We start from the raw sequence: 16,126 nt of genomic DNA, 5'->3' as shown, positions 1-16,126 counted from the left end.
AAAGAACACGTTTACTTAAGCTCCGAATTCAACCTAAATGTTCGAGGTATATAAATTATAATACAGGCACAAATTAGCGTTATGGTTGCCACTAACATCCGTTTGTTTTCTTTCCTATGCAATTCCGCGAGTCATACTTTTGTTCCTTTTATTTTTGTTATAAGTCAGAGGTAAACCTGTTGATAATCTGACAGTTTGACTGAATAAAATAATTGGTTGTTTTTTTGATAAATTGCAATTCCAACAAAACCAATAGAACAAAGAACTAACCTTATCACCATAAATGAAACGCCTGTTCAAAAAAGCGATTATTGCCATCCATAAAAAATTGGATAAAATGGTTGCCGGCTGGCAAGCGCTACCGGGCGAAGAAACACCAGCCACTGCCTATCATTCCCTCTCGCCTATAAATGATGCGGACGCTGATCAATATATTGAAGCACTTACATGGGCACTTGATAATCGTAAAGAAAAATCTATTTACAACATAGCATTGACTGGGCCATATGGTTCGGGTAAAAGCAGTATTTTAAAAACTTTTCAGGAAAAAAACGAGAACAAGGATTATGTATTCCTGGAAATTTCGTTGGCTACTTTCAAGGAAGAGCTTGCCGAAAGCAGTGCAATAACAGAAGATAAAGACGAGAATAAAGAAAAAGCCGCTCAATCGAATGCCAGCAAAAACAACGAGGATATATTACGGCTGATAGAGTTGAGCATCCTGCAACAGATATTTTATCACGAGGAAGACAGTAAGATTCCCGATTCAAGGTTTAAAAAAATCCGAAGTTTTAAGCGAAAAAACATGGCTTGGATAACAGCAGGGATCATGGCAGCGTTGCTATTTGGTTTTAACTTGTTTTTCCCTGAAAAAATAACCAATATCCTAAAGCTTACTTTCCCATCATTACTCTCGCTGATTCTGCATTGGCTTTCACTAGTGATATTTCTCGGTTCTTTATCCATTGTCATATTCAGATCTATCCGTTTATTCTATGGCATTAATATCAGCAAATTCAAATTTAATGATGCAGAAATAGAAATTGATAAGAGCATCAGCAAATCAATTTTAAATAACCACTTAGATGAAATCCTTTATTTCTTCGATGTAACAGGGTACTCTGTAGTGATCATCGAAGACCTTGACCGTTTCCGCCGGGCAGAAATATTTACCAAACTACGGGAACTTAATCTGCTGATAAACAATTCAAAAAAAATAAAGCAGGAGGTCGTTTTTATTTACGCGGTGCGTGATGAAATGTTTCAAGATAAAGATCGGACGAAGTTTTTTGATTTTATAGTTCCTGTTATCCCAGTGATCAACAGCTCTAACTCAAATGAAAAGCTGGCCAAAGTCATTACTGAAAACAAGTATAATATATCCGGCGATTTGATTGATGATATCGCTTTATTTATCGATGATATGCGGTTATTATATAACATCACCAACGAATACCATATCTATCACCACTTATTAGGCAGCGAACTCGACCAGGATAAGTTAATGGCTATGATCGTTTATAAAAACATTTATCCCGATGACTTTGTGCTGCTTAGCGATGGCAAGGGCAAACTTTTCAAATTATTGAATAATCGCCAGCAATACATTGGCGATGCACTGACTGTCTTGAATGCAACGCTCAAATCACATAAAGAAGATTTAAAGCAGATTCAGGACATCCACATCAAAGATGCTGATCAGCTTAGAATGGTTTATCTGCTGAATTATGTCAACAAAGCATCGGGATTTCAGCAATTCATAATAAATGGAACTCCAAGAACGCTTTTAGAGGTCGCAAATGACGAGGATATCTTTGCGTACATTATCGAAGATAAAGCTGCTTATAACCAATATTATTCCCAACACGGTTACTACTATATCACAGAGATTCAATCCAAGATTAAGTTCAAAAGTATTGAAGCTGACGTTGATGGCAATCAGGGCTATGACGAAAAGTTAAAACTGATTAATGACTACTGGGAAGATCGCGAGGAAACGATAAAATCAGAGATTCAAAAGCTTGAAAAGCAAAAAACAGCCATAAGACATCTGAAACTTCAGGAGATCCTAACTGATAAGTCCTCAAATGTAGATATCGATTACACCACTAAACAGGGGCTTTTGTTAAGGCTATTGTTACGATCAGGGTATATCAGTGAAGACTACCTGGATTATATCTCCTTGTTCTACGAGGGAAGCATAACCAAAGAAGACCGTTCGTTTTTACTTAACGTCAAAAGTCAATCGGCATTAGCACACGACTACACTCTTAGCAAGATGGCAAATTTAATAAGTAAAATGCGTTCGGTCGATTTTCAGCAAGCCTATTTGTTAAATTATAACCTACTGGATTTTATGTTGGTTAATACGGGTTACCGCACTCAATTAGATAACATTCTAAATCAACTACACGATGGAAATGACTACGGCACGTCATTTATCGAAGGGTTTTTAACCAATGGCACAAACATAGAGGTATTTATACGGGAACTTTCTGCAAAATGGCCCGCTATCTGGAAGTATGTCAGCACCGGTTCTGATTTGACGAAAGAACGTAAGGAAGAATATTTTAAATTGATTATCGCCAATGCGGATCTGGAGGATATAAAAAAGATAGCGGAAAGATCAAACCTTGCTGATAGAATTTCAGTGAGCGATAATTTTCTATCTATCATTCCAGATGAAGAACGTATTGAGCAGGTAATTAGCACTTTAAATTTAAAGTTCAAAAAACTGGAGATGAAAGACGCTCCACAGGGGCTGTTAGATTTTGTGTATAAGGGTAATTATTATAAAATATCACCCATCATGCTCGAGGGATTTATGCACATCAAGGGGGATTTTAGCCGGTCAACTTTCGACTCGGCGAACTACCTCGCCGTCCTTAATTCCAAAATGCCCGAAATGATATCCTATATCGAGGCAAGCATCAATGAATACGTGACCGATGTGTATCTGGTTATCCCTACCAATAAAAAAGAAGCTGAAAGCGAATTATTAAGCTTACTTAACAATAAGGAAATCAAGTTAGCCCAGTTGATTAAAGTAATCGAAGCTGCCGAGACTAAGGTTTCAGATATCACCAAAGTAACCTCCCTACGAACTGACGAAATGTTATTTGAAGAGTCCAAAGTCCGTGCCACCTGGCACAATATGATCGAATATTTTGCCCGTGATAAGGAAATAATATCCTCTTCGCTGGTTTCGTTTTTAAATAACGATGACAATGCTAAAGCATTAGCCTCAGATAGTATAGATATTACGAACCCATCGCCGAACTTAGAAACGGTCGAGGCTTTTATGTTAGCATTAGTCAATGAAACAGGTATCGACAATATCAGCTACGAAATATTACTACCATCTATCCGCTATGACTATAATCTGGACGAGATCAAAGAGGTGGGCGATGATAAAATAAAATTGTTGATTGAATACTATATAATCGACCCAAGCGCAGAAAACTTTATAAAGCTGAAAGCAAAATATCCTTCCTTACGGTTTCCATTCCTGGAGAAATCAAAGGCAGATGTCCTGGCCAACATTGCTGCTTACGAACTGGATGCAGGCGACATAAGTTATATATTACGGTCGGAATCTTTCACACCGGCTGAAAAGAAAGGGGTAATTGAAGCAATGGATGCCGATTTGATAATTAACAATGCAAACATCCTTAAGTCGATTGTAAAATTGATATTCGACCATCATCCTTTTTTAGTATCGAAACAAATTCTGATTGCTGCGCTACAACAATCCTTGCCAGTAAATGACCGCGTTAGATTTTTTAATATGCATTACAACTCATTCGCAAAGGCGGATATACCAGTAATTTTCAAGACTTTTCCATATCCGTATTCTGATATTGGCGTCCTGTACACCAGCCCTGTTATTGACCATGATAAAGAGAATGGCTTTTTGGCAACCAATCTCAAATCGAGGGGGTTTATAGCCAATTCTAAAGACGAAAAAAAGGGAATACGAATTATCAACTTCAAAAAAGATAAATAAGGATCAATGAGAACCACCGTAAACAGCCTTGAACAGATCTTTGCAACTATATGCCAGGAAGCCTTTCCTAATGAATGGGATGAGAATTTTATCACTTTCCGATTGATGCAGGAACTGAGAAGGGTGTTTGCAAGGCGTGTTATCCATTTCGACAACTGGTCTAAAATTGTCGACTGGCAATCCTTTAAGAACCGGGGCAAGCAAGAAACGAACTATGGAGACATCGCCTTATTGGTAAATATCCAGTTTAGCAGCAATGAAGTTTTGAAAGGTGTGATTTGCCTGGAAGCAAAACGGGAGTTCAATTCTGGTAACTTCGAGTCTATTGGCCAGGCACAGTTAGATCGGATCTTATGGAGTATGCCGCATGCGCATCTATTGTTGTATACGTTCAATAGCCAATCCTTGCAATTGAAGTTCCCGGACGAATCAGTTTGGCGTAGTCATTTTTGGGTTTCTCCTTTAAATACAGCTAACCAGTTATTAAGGCAGGTCGGCGGGAACGACAATCGGAAAGTTTTAAGGACTGCTTTTCCCCTAACCAAACTTTTAACTTCGCGTATATTTTGGGGTTTGGATCTGGACTTCAGAGAAGATATTTACAACGATATTGTCGAGGGTAACCGGAAACTAATTGATCCTGCTTTTGTAGGTATTGTAAATGTATATTATGATCACCAGCGCCCGGTACAAGTTAGTCCGCCGGACATTTGGGAAGAAATATAAGTGGTTGTTTCCCACTTCTGTTAGGATATTCTAAGTGCTATTATTGAAAAAAGGGAATAGAGCCCTTGCGTATTTAGCCCTAAAAGCCTATATTTGTACTATAAGTTTTGCAGCTAAAAGGTGAAACAACGTGGTGAGTGATTCGAAGAGTACAGAATTTCCGGCTACACAAGACATTAAATACCAGTAGGTTACGAACAAGGTTTTAGTTCCCTACGGGCTACGAAAAAAGCAGTTATCACACCAGATAGCTGCTTTTTTTATGTCCTGGGGAAAACAATAGGGGAAATTTCGGATCACACCCAAAATTTGTGGACCAGGCATAAAGTTTAGCTAACCTAAAGAGCAAGAAATTCACGTTACCCACACCTCGATACTTTACCCTTAAAGCTTTGATTTTCGCGTTAAATGATTCCGCTGATGCGTTAATGATTAGATTGTCAAAATAGTTCAGGATATTCTTGTGGTAATTGACAATAGTTATGGGGGTAATTATCCGCCAGGGCTTTGTTTCGGAATACTGTCCTTCCAATTTTATAGGGGTGAAGTGAGAAGTTAATACCGCTTCTGAGTTTGAAATAGGCGGGTTTTTGTATAGTAACTTTGTATTAGCGAATCGGGTAAGTTTCTGTTTAAACAGATACAGTTTCTTTGCTTTATTATAAAACAGGCTGTGCTCACTATTCATGCTGTAGCATATTGATATAACTTATAACGTACTATGTTTTATATATTAAACATTTTATTTAAATTTGTTTATTATATAAAACATTAATGAAACAGAAGCTCATTCTTTTACCGAAGGCTCAACGGGTTTTAAATGACCTGGGTGAAAATATTAAGCTTGCACGGCTAAGAAGGAAATTAAGTACCATTCAGGTAGCGGAGCGGGCTGGCATCAGCAGAGCAACGCTTTGGCAAATTGAGAAAGGAATACCTTCTGTAGCGATGGGTGCGTACTTTCAGGTACTGTTTGTACTAGGACTGGAAAAAGACTTCTTAAAACTTGGAGCAGACGATGAATTAGGGCGTAAGTTACAGGATGCGGGGCTGCTGGTTAAAGAACGCGCTCCTAAAAAGTAAGATTATGGCAAAGAAAATATTCGTTTATGCAGACTGGCATGGCTTACAGGGAGCCATCTTAATCGGACTGCTGACGGCCGAAACTGTCAGGGGCAAAGAAATATTTTCATTTGAATATACCCGTGAATGGCTGGAATCTCCGCATAGTCAATATCTTGATCCTGATCTGCAATTGTTTCCAGGAAGACAGTTTCTGAGGGATGAAAAGCCAAACTTCGGGATGTTCCTGGATTCTTCGCCAGACAGGTGGGGAAGGGTATTGATGAAAAGAAGAGAAGCAATTTTAGCCAGGCAAGATGGCCGAAAAGCCGAAACTTTATATGAATCAGATTTCTTGCTTGGGGTTTTCGATGGTAGCAGAATGGGCGGACTTAGATTTAAAACTGAAGAGGAAGGACATTTTTTAAGTTTTGAGGAGGGATTGGCTGCTCCTCCATGGATGAATCTAAGAGATTTGGAATATGCAAGTTTGCAACTGGAAAAAGACGATGCTGGCAGTGATGAGGAAGATTTGAAATGGCTGAATATGTTGATTTCTCCCGGCTCATCGCTTGGAGGAGCCCGGCCAAAAGCGAATGTCAGAGATAAGGATGGAAATTTATGGATAGCTAAATTTCCAAGCAATAGTGATGAACTTGACATTGGCGCCTGGGAAATGGTTGTTCATGAGCTTGCCGCCAGTTCTGGTATAAGAGTCGCGCCTGCAATGCTTCAAAAATATACAGCGAAGCATCACACATTCTTAATTAAGAGATTTGACCGGATAGGCCTGTCAAAGAGAATCCATTTTGCATCCGCTATGACCCTTTTAGGTTATCGTGATGGGGCAGATCATCACGAAGGTGTTAGCTATCTGGACTTGGCGGCTCTTATTCAGCAGAGATGCGAAAATATAAATGAAAACCTTAAAGAGCTTTGGAAACGGATAATATTCAATATTATGGTCAGGAACACCGATGATCATTTACGTAATCATGGATTTCTGCTCTACCCTGATGGATGGGGACTTTCTCCGGCATATGATATGAATGCTGTGAGTACTGGAACCGGTCTAACATTGAATATTTCTGAGAACGACAACTCTCTGAGCCTGGAGCTTGCCCTGGAAGTGGCTAAGTATTTTAGAATTAAGCCAAAGGAAGCATCAGCAATGATCGATGATATGAAGAAAAGCATTTCCAACTGGCGACAGATTGCTTCTCAATATAAATTATCCAACCGGGAACTGGATGCGATGTCGGAAGCATTTTATGCAGAATAATACTGATCGGGTTCTTTATTTTTTTTCGCCAAATCTCATTTTCAATATCTTTAATTTACCTGTTTAAAGCCCTGAAACTGCTTGTTGCTTAGCTTCTGGAGAACTGGCCAAAAATCAGTTTTTCAATTTATTGATTTTTAATATGGTAGCAGACGTTCATACCGATAGCTATCGGTACCCCTACGGGCTACGAAAAGCGATCAGAAACGATCGCTTTTGTTGTTTTTAAGGAATTTGTCCTGGAAACAGGGGTTCGTAGGATCAGGTTCAAATTTGTGGAAATCGGATAAAAATTTGATTTTAGAGGTTTGATAAAAACCTGTAAGCACGAATCTTTTATTATTTGTCGGATCACTTAATTTCCTTACCCGGCCTGTACTCCCGAATAACCTGCTTCCGTATATCCGCTTCAGTAAATGCAACCGGTTTCATTTGCTTGCTTGCAAATAGTTCTAATTGGTCGGCAAAATAGGGAGATTCCGGTTTATTGCTTTGTCCGTAGGCTAGCACTGAATATGCACGTGGGGTTTTTCCAAACTCAACCGCTATGATCCAGCCGTCTCCTCCCCGGGTTTCACGTTTCTTATTATCAAGTTTGTGCGGTATGAACCAAAGTACGCTGAAGCTACCCAGATCACCTGTAGCACCACTGACAGGAATATCAATATTGCCCAAACGTGCACGATTTACCTCTCCCCAGGCCAAATCCCAGCTCCCGTAACGTTTGTTACATTGCTCTACCGCCCACTTAAATGCTTCTACCGCTCGATCTGTGCTTGCCAGACCCCTCGGTGTACTGACAGGATTTGCTGGTGACCATGCCTCTGCAAATAATGAGTCGGCTACCGCCGGATACCCTGCAGATTCTGCCGTTGATAGTACGCGCTTCCCTCCGTTTGCTAGTTCCAGGTAACGTTCCCACCAGGTTTCAAATAAGACTCCACCTTTACTTTCACGGTTTACCGTATTATCCCATATTTCAAGTTGTTTCAGTGCAGCCGTAATTTCCCAGTCTGGTGCCGTCTTTTGAACGGCCTTGATCAGGTCATCTTTTACACGCTCTGCCAAAAGTAATCGCATGCTGAATTTGAGCTTAACGATATCTTCCAGTGAAAATTTTTTCTTGTTAGCAATCAAATCAAGGGCATGTTGGCTGCGCAGCCTGAGCATCGGTTGTGAGAAATATGGGGGGAAATCGGCTGCATCAAACACTTCATTCAGGTTTGTGTAATGGAAGGGGTCATTCTCATTATGCAGATATCCACCTTTGGGATTAAGTAATTGAGGTAAGGAATCAAACGGAACAACTTTGTGCCAGACCTGTTCGCTCCGGGTAACAGCTACTGCACTGGTATCACCACCTGAAGCATGCGGCAATTGCGGGGTCATAGCGTTCCAAACGTAAAAAATATTGCCGTCTGCATCTGCATAAGTGAAATTTGAGCTTGGCTTAGCCTGAATACGCATGCCTTCCTTGTATTCTTTCAGGTTACGTGCTTTCATCATCATTAAAAATTGCTCCGCCAGGCGATATTCTCCATCGCCTGCATCGCGAATCACGTAAATTTTGCCATTCTCACGGTGGAATACTGGTCCAAACGGTGTAAACAGAAATTCGCGTGTATCTTCTCCTAAACCTTCACCATTTTTGAATTTGACTATTATCCGTTTCTTTTCGAGTGGTACAGATGCTCCATCGAGCAGGTAATGGTCCGGACTTGATGGAGATGCTTGAAATGAGTAAATCTCATCAGTGTCGGGATCGTTATTGGTAGTCGACCAGCCTAAGCGCTCGTTATAGCCTCCAATGGTTATGAGCGGGCCTCCTATCCGAAAATCACCATAGAAATTCATAACTCCCGGTATGGTCAGGTGAGCTTCATAATAGCCTGAATTCCAGCTAAGATGCGGATTACGGAGCAAGATTGCCTTTCCTGAAGTTGTCCGGCTGGGGGCTAAAGCCCAGGTATTTGATCCTTCATCCGGATGTGGTATTTCGGTATGATCGGCTATCCGCGCCCATACCGTGCTGCCGTCTGAAATCCGTATACCCATATTATTGCCGGATGTTGGCCTTGCTGCACTCAGGCGTTCCAGTCGGCGTAGAAAACCTGATACAGCAGCAGCACTGTGGCTGCCTATATCCCGTGCATGAACATCGTAACCAGTAAAGTCAGGCTTAATCCAGATGGGGAATTCGCCTCTGTGGAGCTCTATATATTTATTAATTCCGTAGGCAAAACCAATCAGCATATCTTGTGTCTCTTTCTTTAAGAGTGAGAATGTCTCAACAGCCCGCGCATACCTTAACTTACTAGAGGCATCTCTGTCTATACTCTGGCTCCTTTCCTGAGCATTCATGTCATGATACTGTGTCCATTCACCCCGGGCTTTTACCATGCCATCTATAACGGTCTGTCCGTAATCCTCTGACTGAATGTATCCCAGGGCAAATCCGGCAGCTAACATATTGTCTGCCGTAATGTGTGGAACACCATAAGCCGTTCGCCGTATGATCACCTGATCTGAAAGATCCTGCGCATTAACGTTGCGTAAATTAAAACTTTCAAAAGCAATAAAAAGGCCTAACAGCCCCAAATAATAGGTAGGTAATTTCATCAGGAAAATTAAATAATGATTTGAAAGCCCATTATCTTAATGAGTTAAGATCCTAATTTATACATTATAATAATCAGGTTAGGATAATTAAAGTAATTTTTATGGATGTTGTTTATTTAGAAATCAATTCATTCTGGTTATTTCCAGTTATATATCCCATATCTTTAATAGTACTCTTCGGGATCTTCTCCGTTAACACTGCCTTTTGTTGTGAATTAAATTGCAATGCGCAGGATGAATAATAAATGTTCTCCGACCAGCCAGAAAACTGATAAGGACAATACAATAAAGAATTTTATTACGCTTACCGTTCCTCCGCCGGAATGTGAATAATGGCAAATGAAGTTAACCCAAAACCTCTTCCTAATCCCTTTGGACGCAATGCATCAGGCGGAGATCCATTCAGGCCAATATATAATTTAGATCCATCCTGACTTATCTTTAATCCGTAGGTGCCTCCCGGAGCATAATTATATGCATTTAACATTGGCTCTGACAGATATCCGCCGCTTTATTCCCGATCATAAGGTATTGGACATCTGGTCTTCAACGTATTTTCATGACCTTAGCAAGCACCTAAAAATAGGTTCTGGCGGTGCATGAGAATACAACATGAAAATTACTTCAGATAAAAAAAATGAACCGGCATTCTCTTTTAAACCAGCAGCTCAATTTTTTTATACTGTTTAAACTAATACAATAGCTGCAGACTTGCCATAGCAGGAAGAATTAGGTGGAATTATGCAATTGCTATATTGAAAATTATAAAACGGCCATTTTTTTTACTATTATCGAAAATAAATCAACAGGCTTAGAATTTAATGAAATCAATCGAACAAATTTTTCGCAAGTCATTTGCTGAAGTAGGTATTACCATAAATGGTGATAAACCCTGGGACATGCAAGTTCATAATCCGAAACTTTATAACAGAATCTTAAGTAGCGGACCATTGGGTTTTGGTGAGGCTTACATGGAGGGTTGGTGGGATTGTGAAGCTCTTGATGAATTTTTTTTCAAGGTATTGTACAGTAGATTGGACAAAAAAGTACCCAGAGACTTTTACACAGCATATTACGCGATAAAAGCGAAGTTCAAGAATATGCAAACCAAAGGTCGGGCTAAAGAGGTTGCTTACAAACATTATGACATAGGAAATGAACTTTATGAAAAGATGCTTGATAAGCGGATGATGTATTCCTGTGGCTACTGGGAAACAGCAACTAACCTTGACGAAGCCCAGGAAGCCAAGCTCGATCTGATCTGCCGCAAGCTGAAATTGGAAAAAGGTATGACCATGTTGGAGATAGGCTGTGGCTGGGGTGGCTTTGCCAAATATGCTGCCGAAAAGTATGGTGTTTCGGTGGTAGGTATAACGATATCAGAACAGCAGGCTATCCTGGCCCGAAAGGTGAACGAAGGCTTGCCGGTTGAAATCAGAATACAGGATTACCGCGATGTAAATGGAAAATTTGACAGGGTGGTATCCATAGCCATGTTAGAGGCAGTAGGGCACCGTAATTTCAGACAGTACATGGAAGTGGCTGAAAAAAATCTTAATCAAGATGGTATTTTTCTGATTCACACCATTGGTGGTAACTACGATGCCAAAATAACAGACCCATGGATAGATAAGTATATTTTTCCTAATGGGATGCTGCCATCTGCAAGCCAGCTTTCTAAAGCCTGGCAGGGACTTTTTGTTTTGGAGGACTGGCATAATTTCGGGCCATATTATGAACCGACATTATTAGCCTGGCTCAAAAACTTTGAAGAAAGCTGGGATAGTATTAAAGCTGATTATGACGAAACTTTTTACCGTATGTGGCGCTATTACCTTACCGCAAGCGCAGCATCCTTACGTTCGCGCAAAAATCACGTTTGGCAGATCGTTTTAACAAAGCCTTTGCATTTGGGAATTTACCAATCGGTTCGGTAAGCATTTCAATATCTCAGCCGCTTTTTTCATTCCCGTAAGGGTTGAATTTTCAGATCTCGTTGATCTGTTTATTTGTGAACATTTTTGTTTAGAATTGAACCTGAATTACAATTCTGCAAACAGTATTTGCTTCGATCTAACCCTGTTATCAGCGAAACCCAATTACTAATTTAGAGTGGGTTTGGTACTTTTACCAGTATTCTGTCCTTGTACTTTTATTTCAATTAATTGGTGACACCCTGGTCTTCAATTCCTTAAGCATGGTGATCAATGATTCAGTTTTAAGGGGCTTGGAAAGATAATCGTCCATGCCTGCAAGGTAACACTCTTCCCGGTCTTCAATCATTGCATTGGCCGTCATGGCGACAATAACAGGTTGATTATCATGATGCTTACGTATGAAACGGGTCGCCTCCAAACCATCCATTTCAGGCATCTGCACATCCATTAAAATAAGGTCGAAATTCTTATTCATTAACATCTGAATAACCTCTTTTCCGTTTGTTGCAAGAGAAGGATTATAACCCAGGTTGTCCAGGATTTTTAAAATAAGCTTCTGATTGATATAATTGTCGTCTGCAATCAGAATGTTCAAAGGATAGCTTCCTGAAAATTCTTTATTAAAAAGTGAGCGTGGTTTTGTTTCAGGTTCGGAAACCTGATGATTTAAGACATTCAGGATCACCTTGCTTAGTTGTTGCTGCTTAACTGGTTTATTCAGGACTGCAGCAAATAATTCAGGATGCTTTTTCCTGGTTGTGTCTCCAATTGAACTTAAGAGAATAACAGGTATATGTGAGTGGCTCTTTTTGATCAGCGAGCATAATTCCAGTCCATCCATTTCAGGCATTTGCAAATCACAAATGATCAGATCAAAATAATCTTTATCCTTATTGAGAATCAAATCCAACGCTTCTTTGCCTGAAGAGGCTATATAAGGCTTCAATTTCCACTGTTCCAGTTGAATTTTTAAAAGATAACAATTGGTAGCATTATCGTCAATGACCAGAATGTTGTTGCCTTCAATTGCGAGCATATTCACTGTTTGATCAATTAACTTTTGATCCTGACTTTTCTCACATTGGATAGTAAATTTAAAAGTGCTGCCTACTCCATTTTCACTTGAAACCGCGATGGCTCCACCCATTAAAACTACCAGACGTTTGGAAATGGCAAGCCCTAAGCCTGTGCCACCATATTTTCTGGTTGTAGAAGAATCAATTTGTGAAAAAGATTCAAATAATCCGGATAGTTTATCTTTGGGTATGCCGATACCTGTATCTCTTATTTCAAAACTCAGTTTTAAATCCGTTTCCCCGGGAGGACTGACAAGCTTAATTCCCAGAAAAATTTCCCCCTTTTTTGTGAATTTCATCGCATTCCCTACCAAATTAATAAGTACTTGCCGCAGACGACTGCTATCTCCATGAATCTGTAAGGGAATATGAGGATCAATCTGACTCATTAGGTCAAGATCTGACTGAGCAGCTTTTCCGGCAAAAATGTCCAGAACTTCTTCTACACAATTGCGAAGATTGAAATCGTGTGGATCAAGCTCCATTCTGCCCGCTTCAATTTTCGAAAAGTCTAAAATTTCATTGATTACATTCAGCAAGGCCTCCCCACTTTGGATGATCACCTGTGTATATTCCTCCTGTTCAGGATCCAGATTTGTTTCCTTGAGCAGGGATGCCATTCCCAGTACTCCGTTCATAGGTGTACGTATCTCATGACTCATTGTAGCAAGAAATACACTCTTAGACTGATTGGCTGATTTATGACGAAAGATGTCCAGTTGCTTTCTGTAGATGACAATTAAAAAGCAGATAACGATAGTAAAAGAGCACATCATCGCAATGATTACCAACAAGTCTATATTATCGCTTACCTCTTTCATTCCTTATAGCCAGGTAAAAAAAGATGTACATAATTAATACAAATGTAGCATGAAGGTTCCAGATGATCATCTTAACAAAGTGTGTAGTATTCAGGCTCACCACATTAGAAAAGATGAATTGATATAAGGAACTACAGAAGTATATCAGGAATCCACTGGCTACCCATCTGCCCGACCTGGTGAATTCTTCCTTTTCGCCATTCTGGCTTCCCAGGTAGATCCCGCTGAAAATAATTATAATAATAGCTTCAAAGGGTCGCGTGTAGGTATTGAACTCATATAAACTTTGAATAAAAGTAAAATTAATGACACACAATAAAGGAAAAGTGATCATAATGATCCTGATCCAGAAATCGGTCTTTTTATTCGAAAAAGCATATTTAAAGTAAAATAATATCGTCACCAGCTCCACAATGGTATAAAAGTGAAGTAATGGGAGATTATTTATAGAATACGCAGCTAAAATGCTCCCTATGATATTTATGATGAACGAGATACATAAATAGATCAAAATTATTCTGAGTGGTTTATTGATCTTGCTATAATAGATGAAACCACTCAGAATAGGGATTAGGGTACTAGCAGGGACAATATAGCCCTGATAAAAATAGGATAAAGATGGCATTTCAGACGAATTTATAGGAGTTCCCCAATCTAACTATTGAAAAGTGGGCTGGTAGGGTCGCAGCAATCAGGACAAGGCCTGGTAAAGTCAAATACATTTGAATCATCAATTGTGTCGGTATTGCTCATGTTTTTCAGAGAATCCGGCACGTATAGCAGATCTTCACCAAACGGATGGGTTTCACTTTCTCTTACCAGAACCATGATGAATTTGATTTCATTTTTAATCACTTCTTCCTGTCCATTTTCTAAAGTAAAGTAAGTCCTGACACCCGCAATTGTTGGATCCGCTTTGCAGTAAGCAGCTAAATCTTCAATATCCGTTTTGGAAATATAAACGCCTTTTGGTAGTTTTCTTGCATCTTTAATCTGAAGCACATTTGTAACAAAATCTCTCCAGTTTTTTGTTCTGTTAATAGCCATATCAACCGGGATTATTACCCGGGTTGGTTCTGTAAGTCTGTTTGACATAGGATGTTTTTTTAGTTAAAAATACTATTCTTATTTTAGAATATTTTCTTATTCGGCGATAAAATTAATCTTTAGTTCATAATTTGGTGCTTCCTTCATCTCTTATTAACAGAGATTGCTGTCCGGAATTAAAATAAAGATGAGAAACATATTCTTAAATCAGGTCCCTTTTTGACCCTGAAAATACCAGGTTAAGTATGGGTATTTTAAAATTAATCTAATTTTGAGTTTTGCTTAAGCCGTTCATTTATAGAGTAATCAGATGGTAGATTAATTGCAATTATTGTAGCTTTATTTTTCTTATATTATGAAAAAGAACTAAATTTTAGATCAAATCCTGACAGGTATTCTGTAAGGATTGTATAAATAATTATTAATTAACCAATGAAAAATGGGAGCTAAAAAATTAACCCAATCCAGAAGAAAGTTTATTAAGAATTCAATTTTGGCAGGAGCGCTAATTCCTTTTATCCCAAATGAATTGCAAGCAAGCTTAACAGGCCTTGGTAATGTTGATAAGCCTTTAAATGTATCTGTTTTTTCCAAGCATCTCCAGTTTCTAAATTACAAGGATATGGCTGATGCTGCAGCCGAAATAGGATTCAATGGGGTGGATCTGACGGTGCGTCCAAATGGCCATGTATTGCCGGAGCGGGTGGAAAATGATCTTCCAGAAGCAATAGATGCAATCCGAAAAACAGGCCTCTCTACAACCATGATAACTACTACCGTTCAGGATGTAAATAATCCTGAGGATATAAAAGTGCTCGAAACCGCTTCAAAACTTGGAGTTGAATATTACCGGATGAATTGGCTAAAGTATCCCGATGGGAAAAGTATTCCTGATGCCATTGAGCAATTCAAACAAACATTGACAAGTTTAAGCCATATCAATAGAAAGTTAGGAATAACCGGATGTTATCAAAACCACTCAGGGAATTTAGCCGGGGCCTCTTTATGGGAATTATGGGAAATACTTAAAAATGCAGATCAGCAAAATATGGGGGTACAATATGATATTCGCCATGCGGTAGTAGAAGGAGGGATGTCCTGGAAAAATGGGCTTCGGTTAATTCAACCTCATATTAAAGTTCTGGCAATAAAAGATTGTATTTGGGTCAAAAGAAATGGGGCCTGGCTTGTAGAGAATGTTCCCTTGGGTGAGGGAATGGTTGATTTCAGATCTTATTTTAAGCTTTTGAAAGAATATAAAATTCAAGTGCCGGTTTCTCTTCATTATGAATACCCAATGGGTGGAGCTGAACATGGAGCAAGCAGCATTTCAGCGGATAAACAAACCATCTTTAATGCCATGAAAAGAGATCTTATGAAATTGCAGCAGCTCTGGCAGGAAGCATAACATGGGATGCCTGAAGCTTCCTTGTCCCTATTATGTTATTCAGCCTCGTCATCAACCAATGTGCCTCGTAGTAAATAAATAGAATAACCCCTTAAGTAATTTACTTATAGGCCTTTGATCCTGGTACTAAGGTTACGGTAAT

General features: G+C 39.3%; 12 protein-coding genes. 6 read left to right on the top strand and 6 right to left on the bottom strand.

The genetic code is table 11. The features are described from left to right. Positions 1-337: 337 nt before the first annotated feature. Positions 338-4,006: a YobI family P-loop NTPase gene (locus BLR27_RS02865; RefSeq protein WP_407641178.1), complete on the top strand. Its 3,669-nt coding sequence runs from the start codon at positions 338-340 to the stop codon at positions 4,004-4,006. Positions 4,007-4,012: 6 nt separating this feature from the next. Next, positions 4,013-4,732, top strand: coding sequence for a hypothetical protein (locus BLR27_RS02860; RefSeq protein ID WP_090699514.1), 720 nt, complete (start codon positions 4,013-4,015; stop codon positions 4,730-4,732). A gap of 238 nt (positions 4,733-4,970) precedes the next feature. Here the strand turns inward: BLR27_RS02860 and BLR27_RS18385 are convergent, their stop codons facing one another. Further along, on the bottom strand, positions 4,971-5,420 hold the full coding sequence (locus tag BLR27_RS18385; RefSeq protein ID WP_143007687.1) for a transposase: 450 nt from the start codon (positions 5,418-5,420) through the stop codon (positions 4,971-4,973). A gap of 86 nt (positions 5,421-5,506) precedes the next feature. Here BLR27_RS18385 and BLR27_RS02850 point away from each other — a divergent pair, with 86 nt between their 5' ends. Beyond that, entirely contained in the window at positions 5,507-5,815 is a 309-nt protein-coding gene (locus BLR27_RS02850; RefSeq protein WP_090699510.1) for a helix-turn-helix domain-containing protein, read from the top strand. A gap of 4 nt (positions 5,816-5,819) precedes the next feature. Continuing rightward, the gene (locus BLR27_RS02845) at positions 5,820-7,076 is read left to right on the top strand and encodes a type II toxin-antitoxin system HipA family toxin (protein ID WP_090699504.1); all 1,257 of its coding nucleotides are present in this window, start codon (positions 5,820-5,822) and stop codon (positions 7,074-7,076) included. Positions 7,077-7,427: 351 nt separating this feature from the next. On the opposite strand, the gene BLR27_RS02840 is transcribed toward BLR27_RS02845, so the two are convergent. Further along, the gene (locus BLR27_RS02840) at positions 7,428-9,695 is read right to left on the bottom strand and encodes a penicillin acylase family protein (RefSeq protein ID WP_090699501.1); all 2,268 of its coding nucleotides are present in this window, start codon (positions 9,693-9,695) and stop codon (positions 7,428-7,430) included. 304 nt (positions 9,696-9,999) lie between these two features. Then, on the bottom strand, positions 10,000-10,182 hold the full coding sequence (locus tag BLR27_RS02835; RefSeq protein WP_090699498.1) for a hypothetical protein: 183 nt from the start codon (positions 10,180-10,182) through the stop codon (positions 10,000-10,002). A gap of 334 nt (positions 10,183-10,516) precedes the next feature. Between BLR27_RS02835 and cfa the strand changes: the two genes are divergently transcribed. Continuing rightward, the gene (gene cfa / locus BLR27_RS02830) at positions 10,517-11,632 is read left to right on the top strand and encodes a cyclopropane fatty acyl phospholipid synthase (RefSeq protein WP_090699494.1); all 1,116 of its coding nucleotides are present in this window, start codon (positions 10,517-10,519) and stop codon (positions 11,630-11,632) included. Between the two features lie 220 nt (positions 11,633-11,852). Here the strand turns inward: cfa and BLR27_RS02825 are convergent, their stop codons facing one another. Genes BLR27_RS02825 through BLR27_RS02815 form a run of 3 tightly spaced genes read right to left on the bottom strand, consistent with a single transcriptional unit; the run spans position 11,853 to position 14,624 of the window. Next, positions 11,853-13,529, bottom strand: coding sequence for a response regulator (locus tag BLR27_RS02825; protein ID WP_090699491.1), 1,677 nt, complete (start codon positions 13,527-13,529; stop codon positions 11,853-11,855). Then, positions 13,510-14,154, bottom strand: coding sequence for a hypothetical protein (locus BLR27_RS02820; RefSeq protein WP_090699487.1), 645 nt, complete (start codon positions 14,152-14,154; stop codon positions 13,510-13,512). The genes BLR27_RS02825 and BLR27_RS02820 overlap by 20 nt, the downstream gene beginning before the upstream one ends. A 29-nt stretch (positions 14,155-14,183) precedes the next feature. Further along, a complete protein-coding gene (locus BLR27_RS02815; RefSeq protein ID WP_090699482.1) occupies positions 14,184-14,624 on the bottom strand; it encodes a hypothetical protein in 441 nt (146 codons plus the stop codon). 391 nt (positions 14,625-15,015) lie between these two features. On the opposite strand from BLR27_RS02815, the gene BLR27_RS02810 reads away from it, so the two are divergent. Further along, positions 15,016-15,984, top strand: a complete 969-nt coding sequence (locus BLR27_RS02810) for a sugar phosphate isomerase/epimerase family protein (protein WP_090699478.1) — start codon at positions 15,016-15,018, stop codon at positions 15,982-15,984. Positions 15,985-16,126 lie beyond the last annotated feature (142 nt).

It is taken from the genome of Daejeonella rubra, assembly GCF_900103545.1.
Taxonomy (GTDB): Bacteria; Bacteroidota; Bacteroidia; order Sphingobacteriales; family Sphingobacteriaceae; genus Daejeonella; species Daejeonella rubra.
This window is presented reverse-complemented; position numbering and strand designations above follow the sequence as displayed.

What these genes read in the sequence shown, in the direction of transcription:
- BLR27_RS02820 (WP_090699487.1), bottom strand. Translation starts at nt 14,154, where the DNA reads ATGCCATCTTTATCCTATTTTTATCAGGGCTATATTGTCCCTGCTAGT.
- BLR27_RS02860 (WP_090699514.1), top strand. Translation starts at nt 4,013, where the DNA reads ATGAGAACCACCGTAAACAGCCTTGAACAGATCTTTGCAACTATATGC.
- BLR27_RS02835 (WP_090699498.1), bottom strand. Translation starts at nt 10,182, where the DNA reads ATGTTAAATGCATATAATTATGCTCCGGGAGGCACCTACGGATTAAAG.
- BLR27_RS02810 (WP_090699478.1), top strand. Translation starts at nt 15,016, where the DNA reads ATGGGAGCTAAAAAATTAACCCAATCCAGAAGAAAGTTTATTAAGAAT.
- BLR27_RS02845 (WP_090699504.1), top strand. Translation starts at nt 5,820, where the DNA reads ATGGCAAAGAAAATATTCGTTTATGCAGACTGGCATGGCTTACAGGGA.
- BLR27_RS02840 (WP_090699501.1), bottom strand. Translation starts at nt 9,695, where the DNA reads ATGAAATTACCTACCTATTATTTGGGGCTGTTAGGCCTTTTTATTGCT.
- BLR27_RS02850 (WP_090699510.1), top strand. Translation starts at nt 5,507, where the DNA reads ATGAAACAGAAGCTCATTCTTTTACCGAAGGCTCAACGGGTTTTAAAT.
- cfa (WP_090699494.1), top strand. Translation starts at nt 10,517, where the DNA reads ATGAAATCAATCGAACAAATTTTTCGCAAGTCATTTGCTGAAGTAGGT.
- BLR27_RS02865 (WP_407641178.1), top strand. Translation starts at nt 338, where the DNA reads ATGGTTGCCGGCTGGCAAGCGCTACCGGGCGAAGAAACACCAGCCACT.
- BLR27_RS02815 (WP_090699482.1), bottom strand. Translation starts at nt 14,624, where the DNA reads ATGTCAAACAGACTTACAGAACCAACCCGGGTAATAATCCCGGTTGAT.
- BLR27_RS02825 (WP_090699491.1), bottom strand. Translation starts at nt 13,529, where the DNA reads ATGAAAGAGGTAAGCGATAATATAGACTTGTTGGTAATCATTGCGATG.
- BLR27_RS18385 (WP_143007687.1), bottom strand. Translation starts at nt 5,420, where the DNA reads ATGAATAGTGAGCACAGCCTGTTTTATAATAAAGCAAAGAAACTGTAT.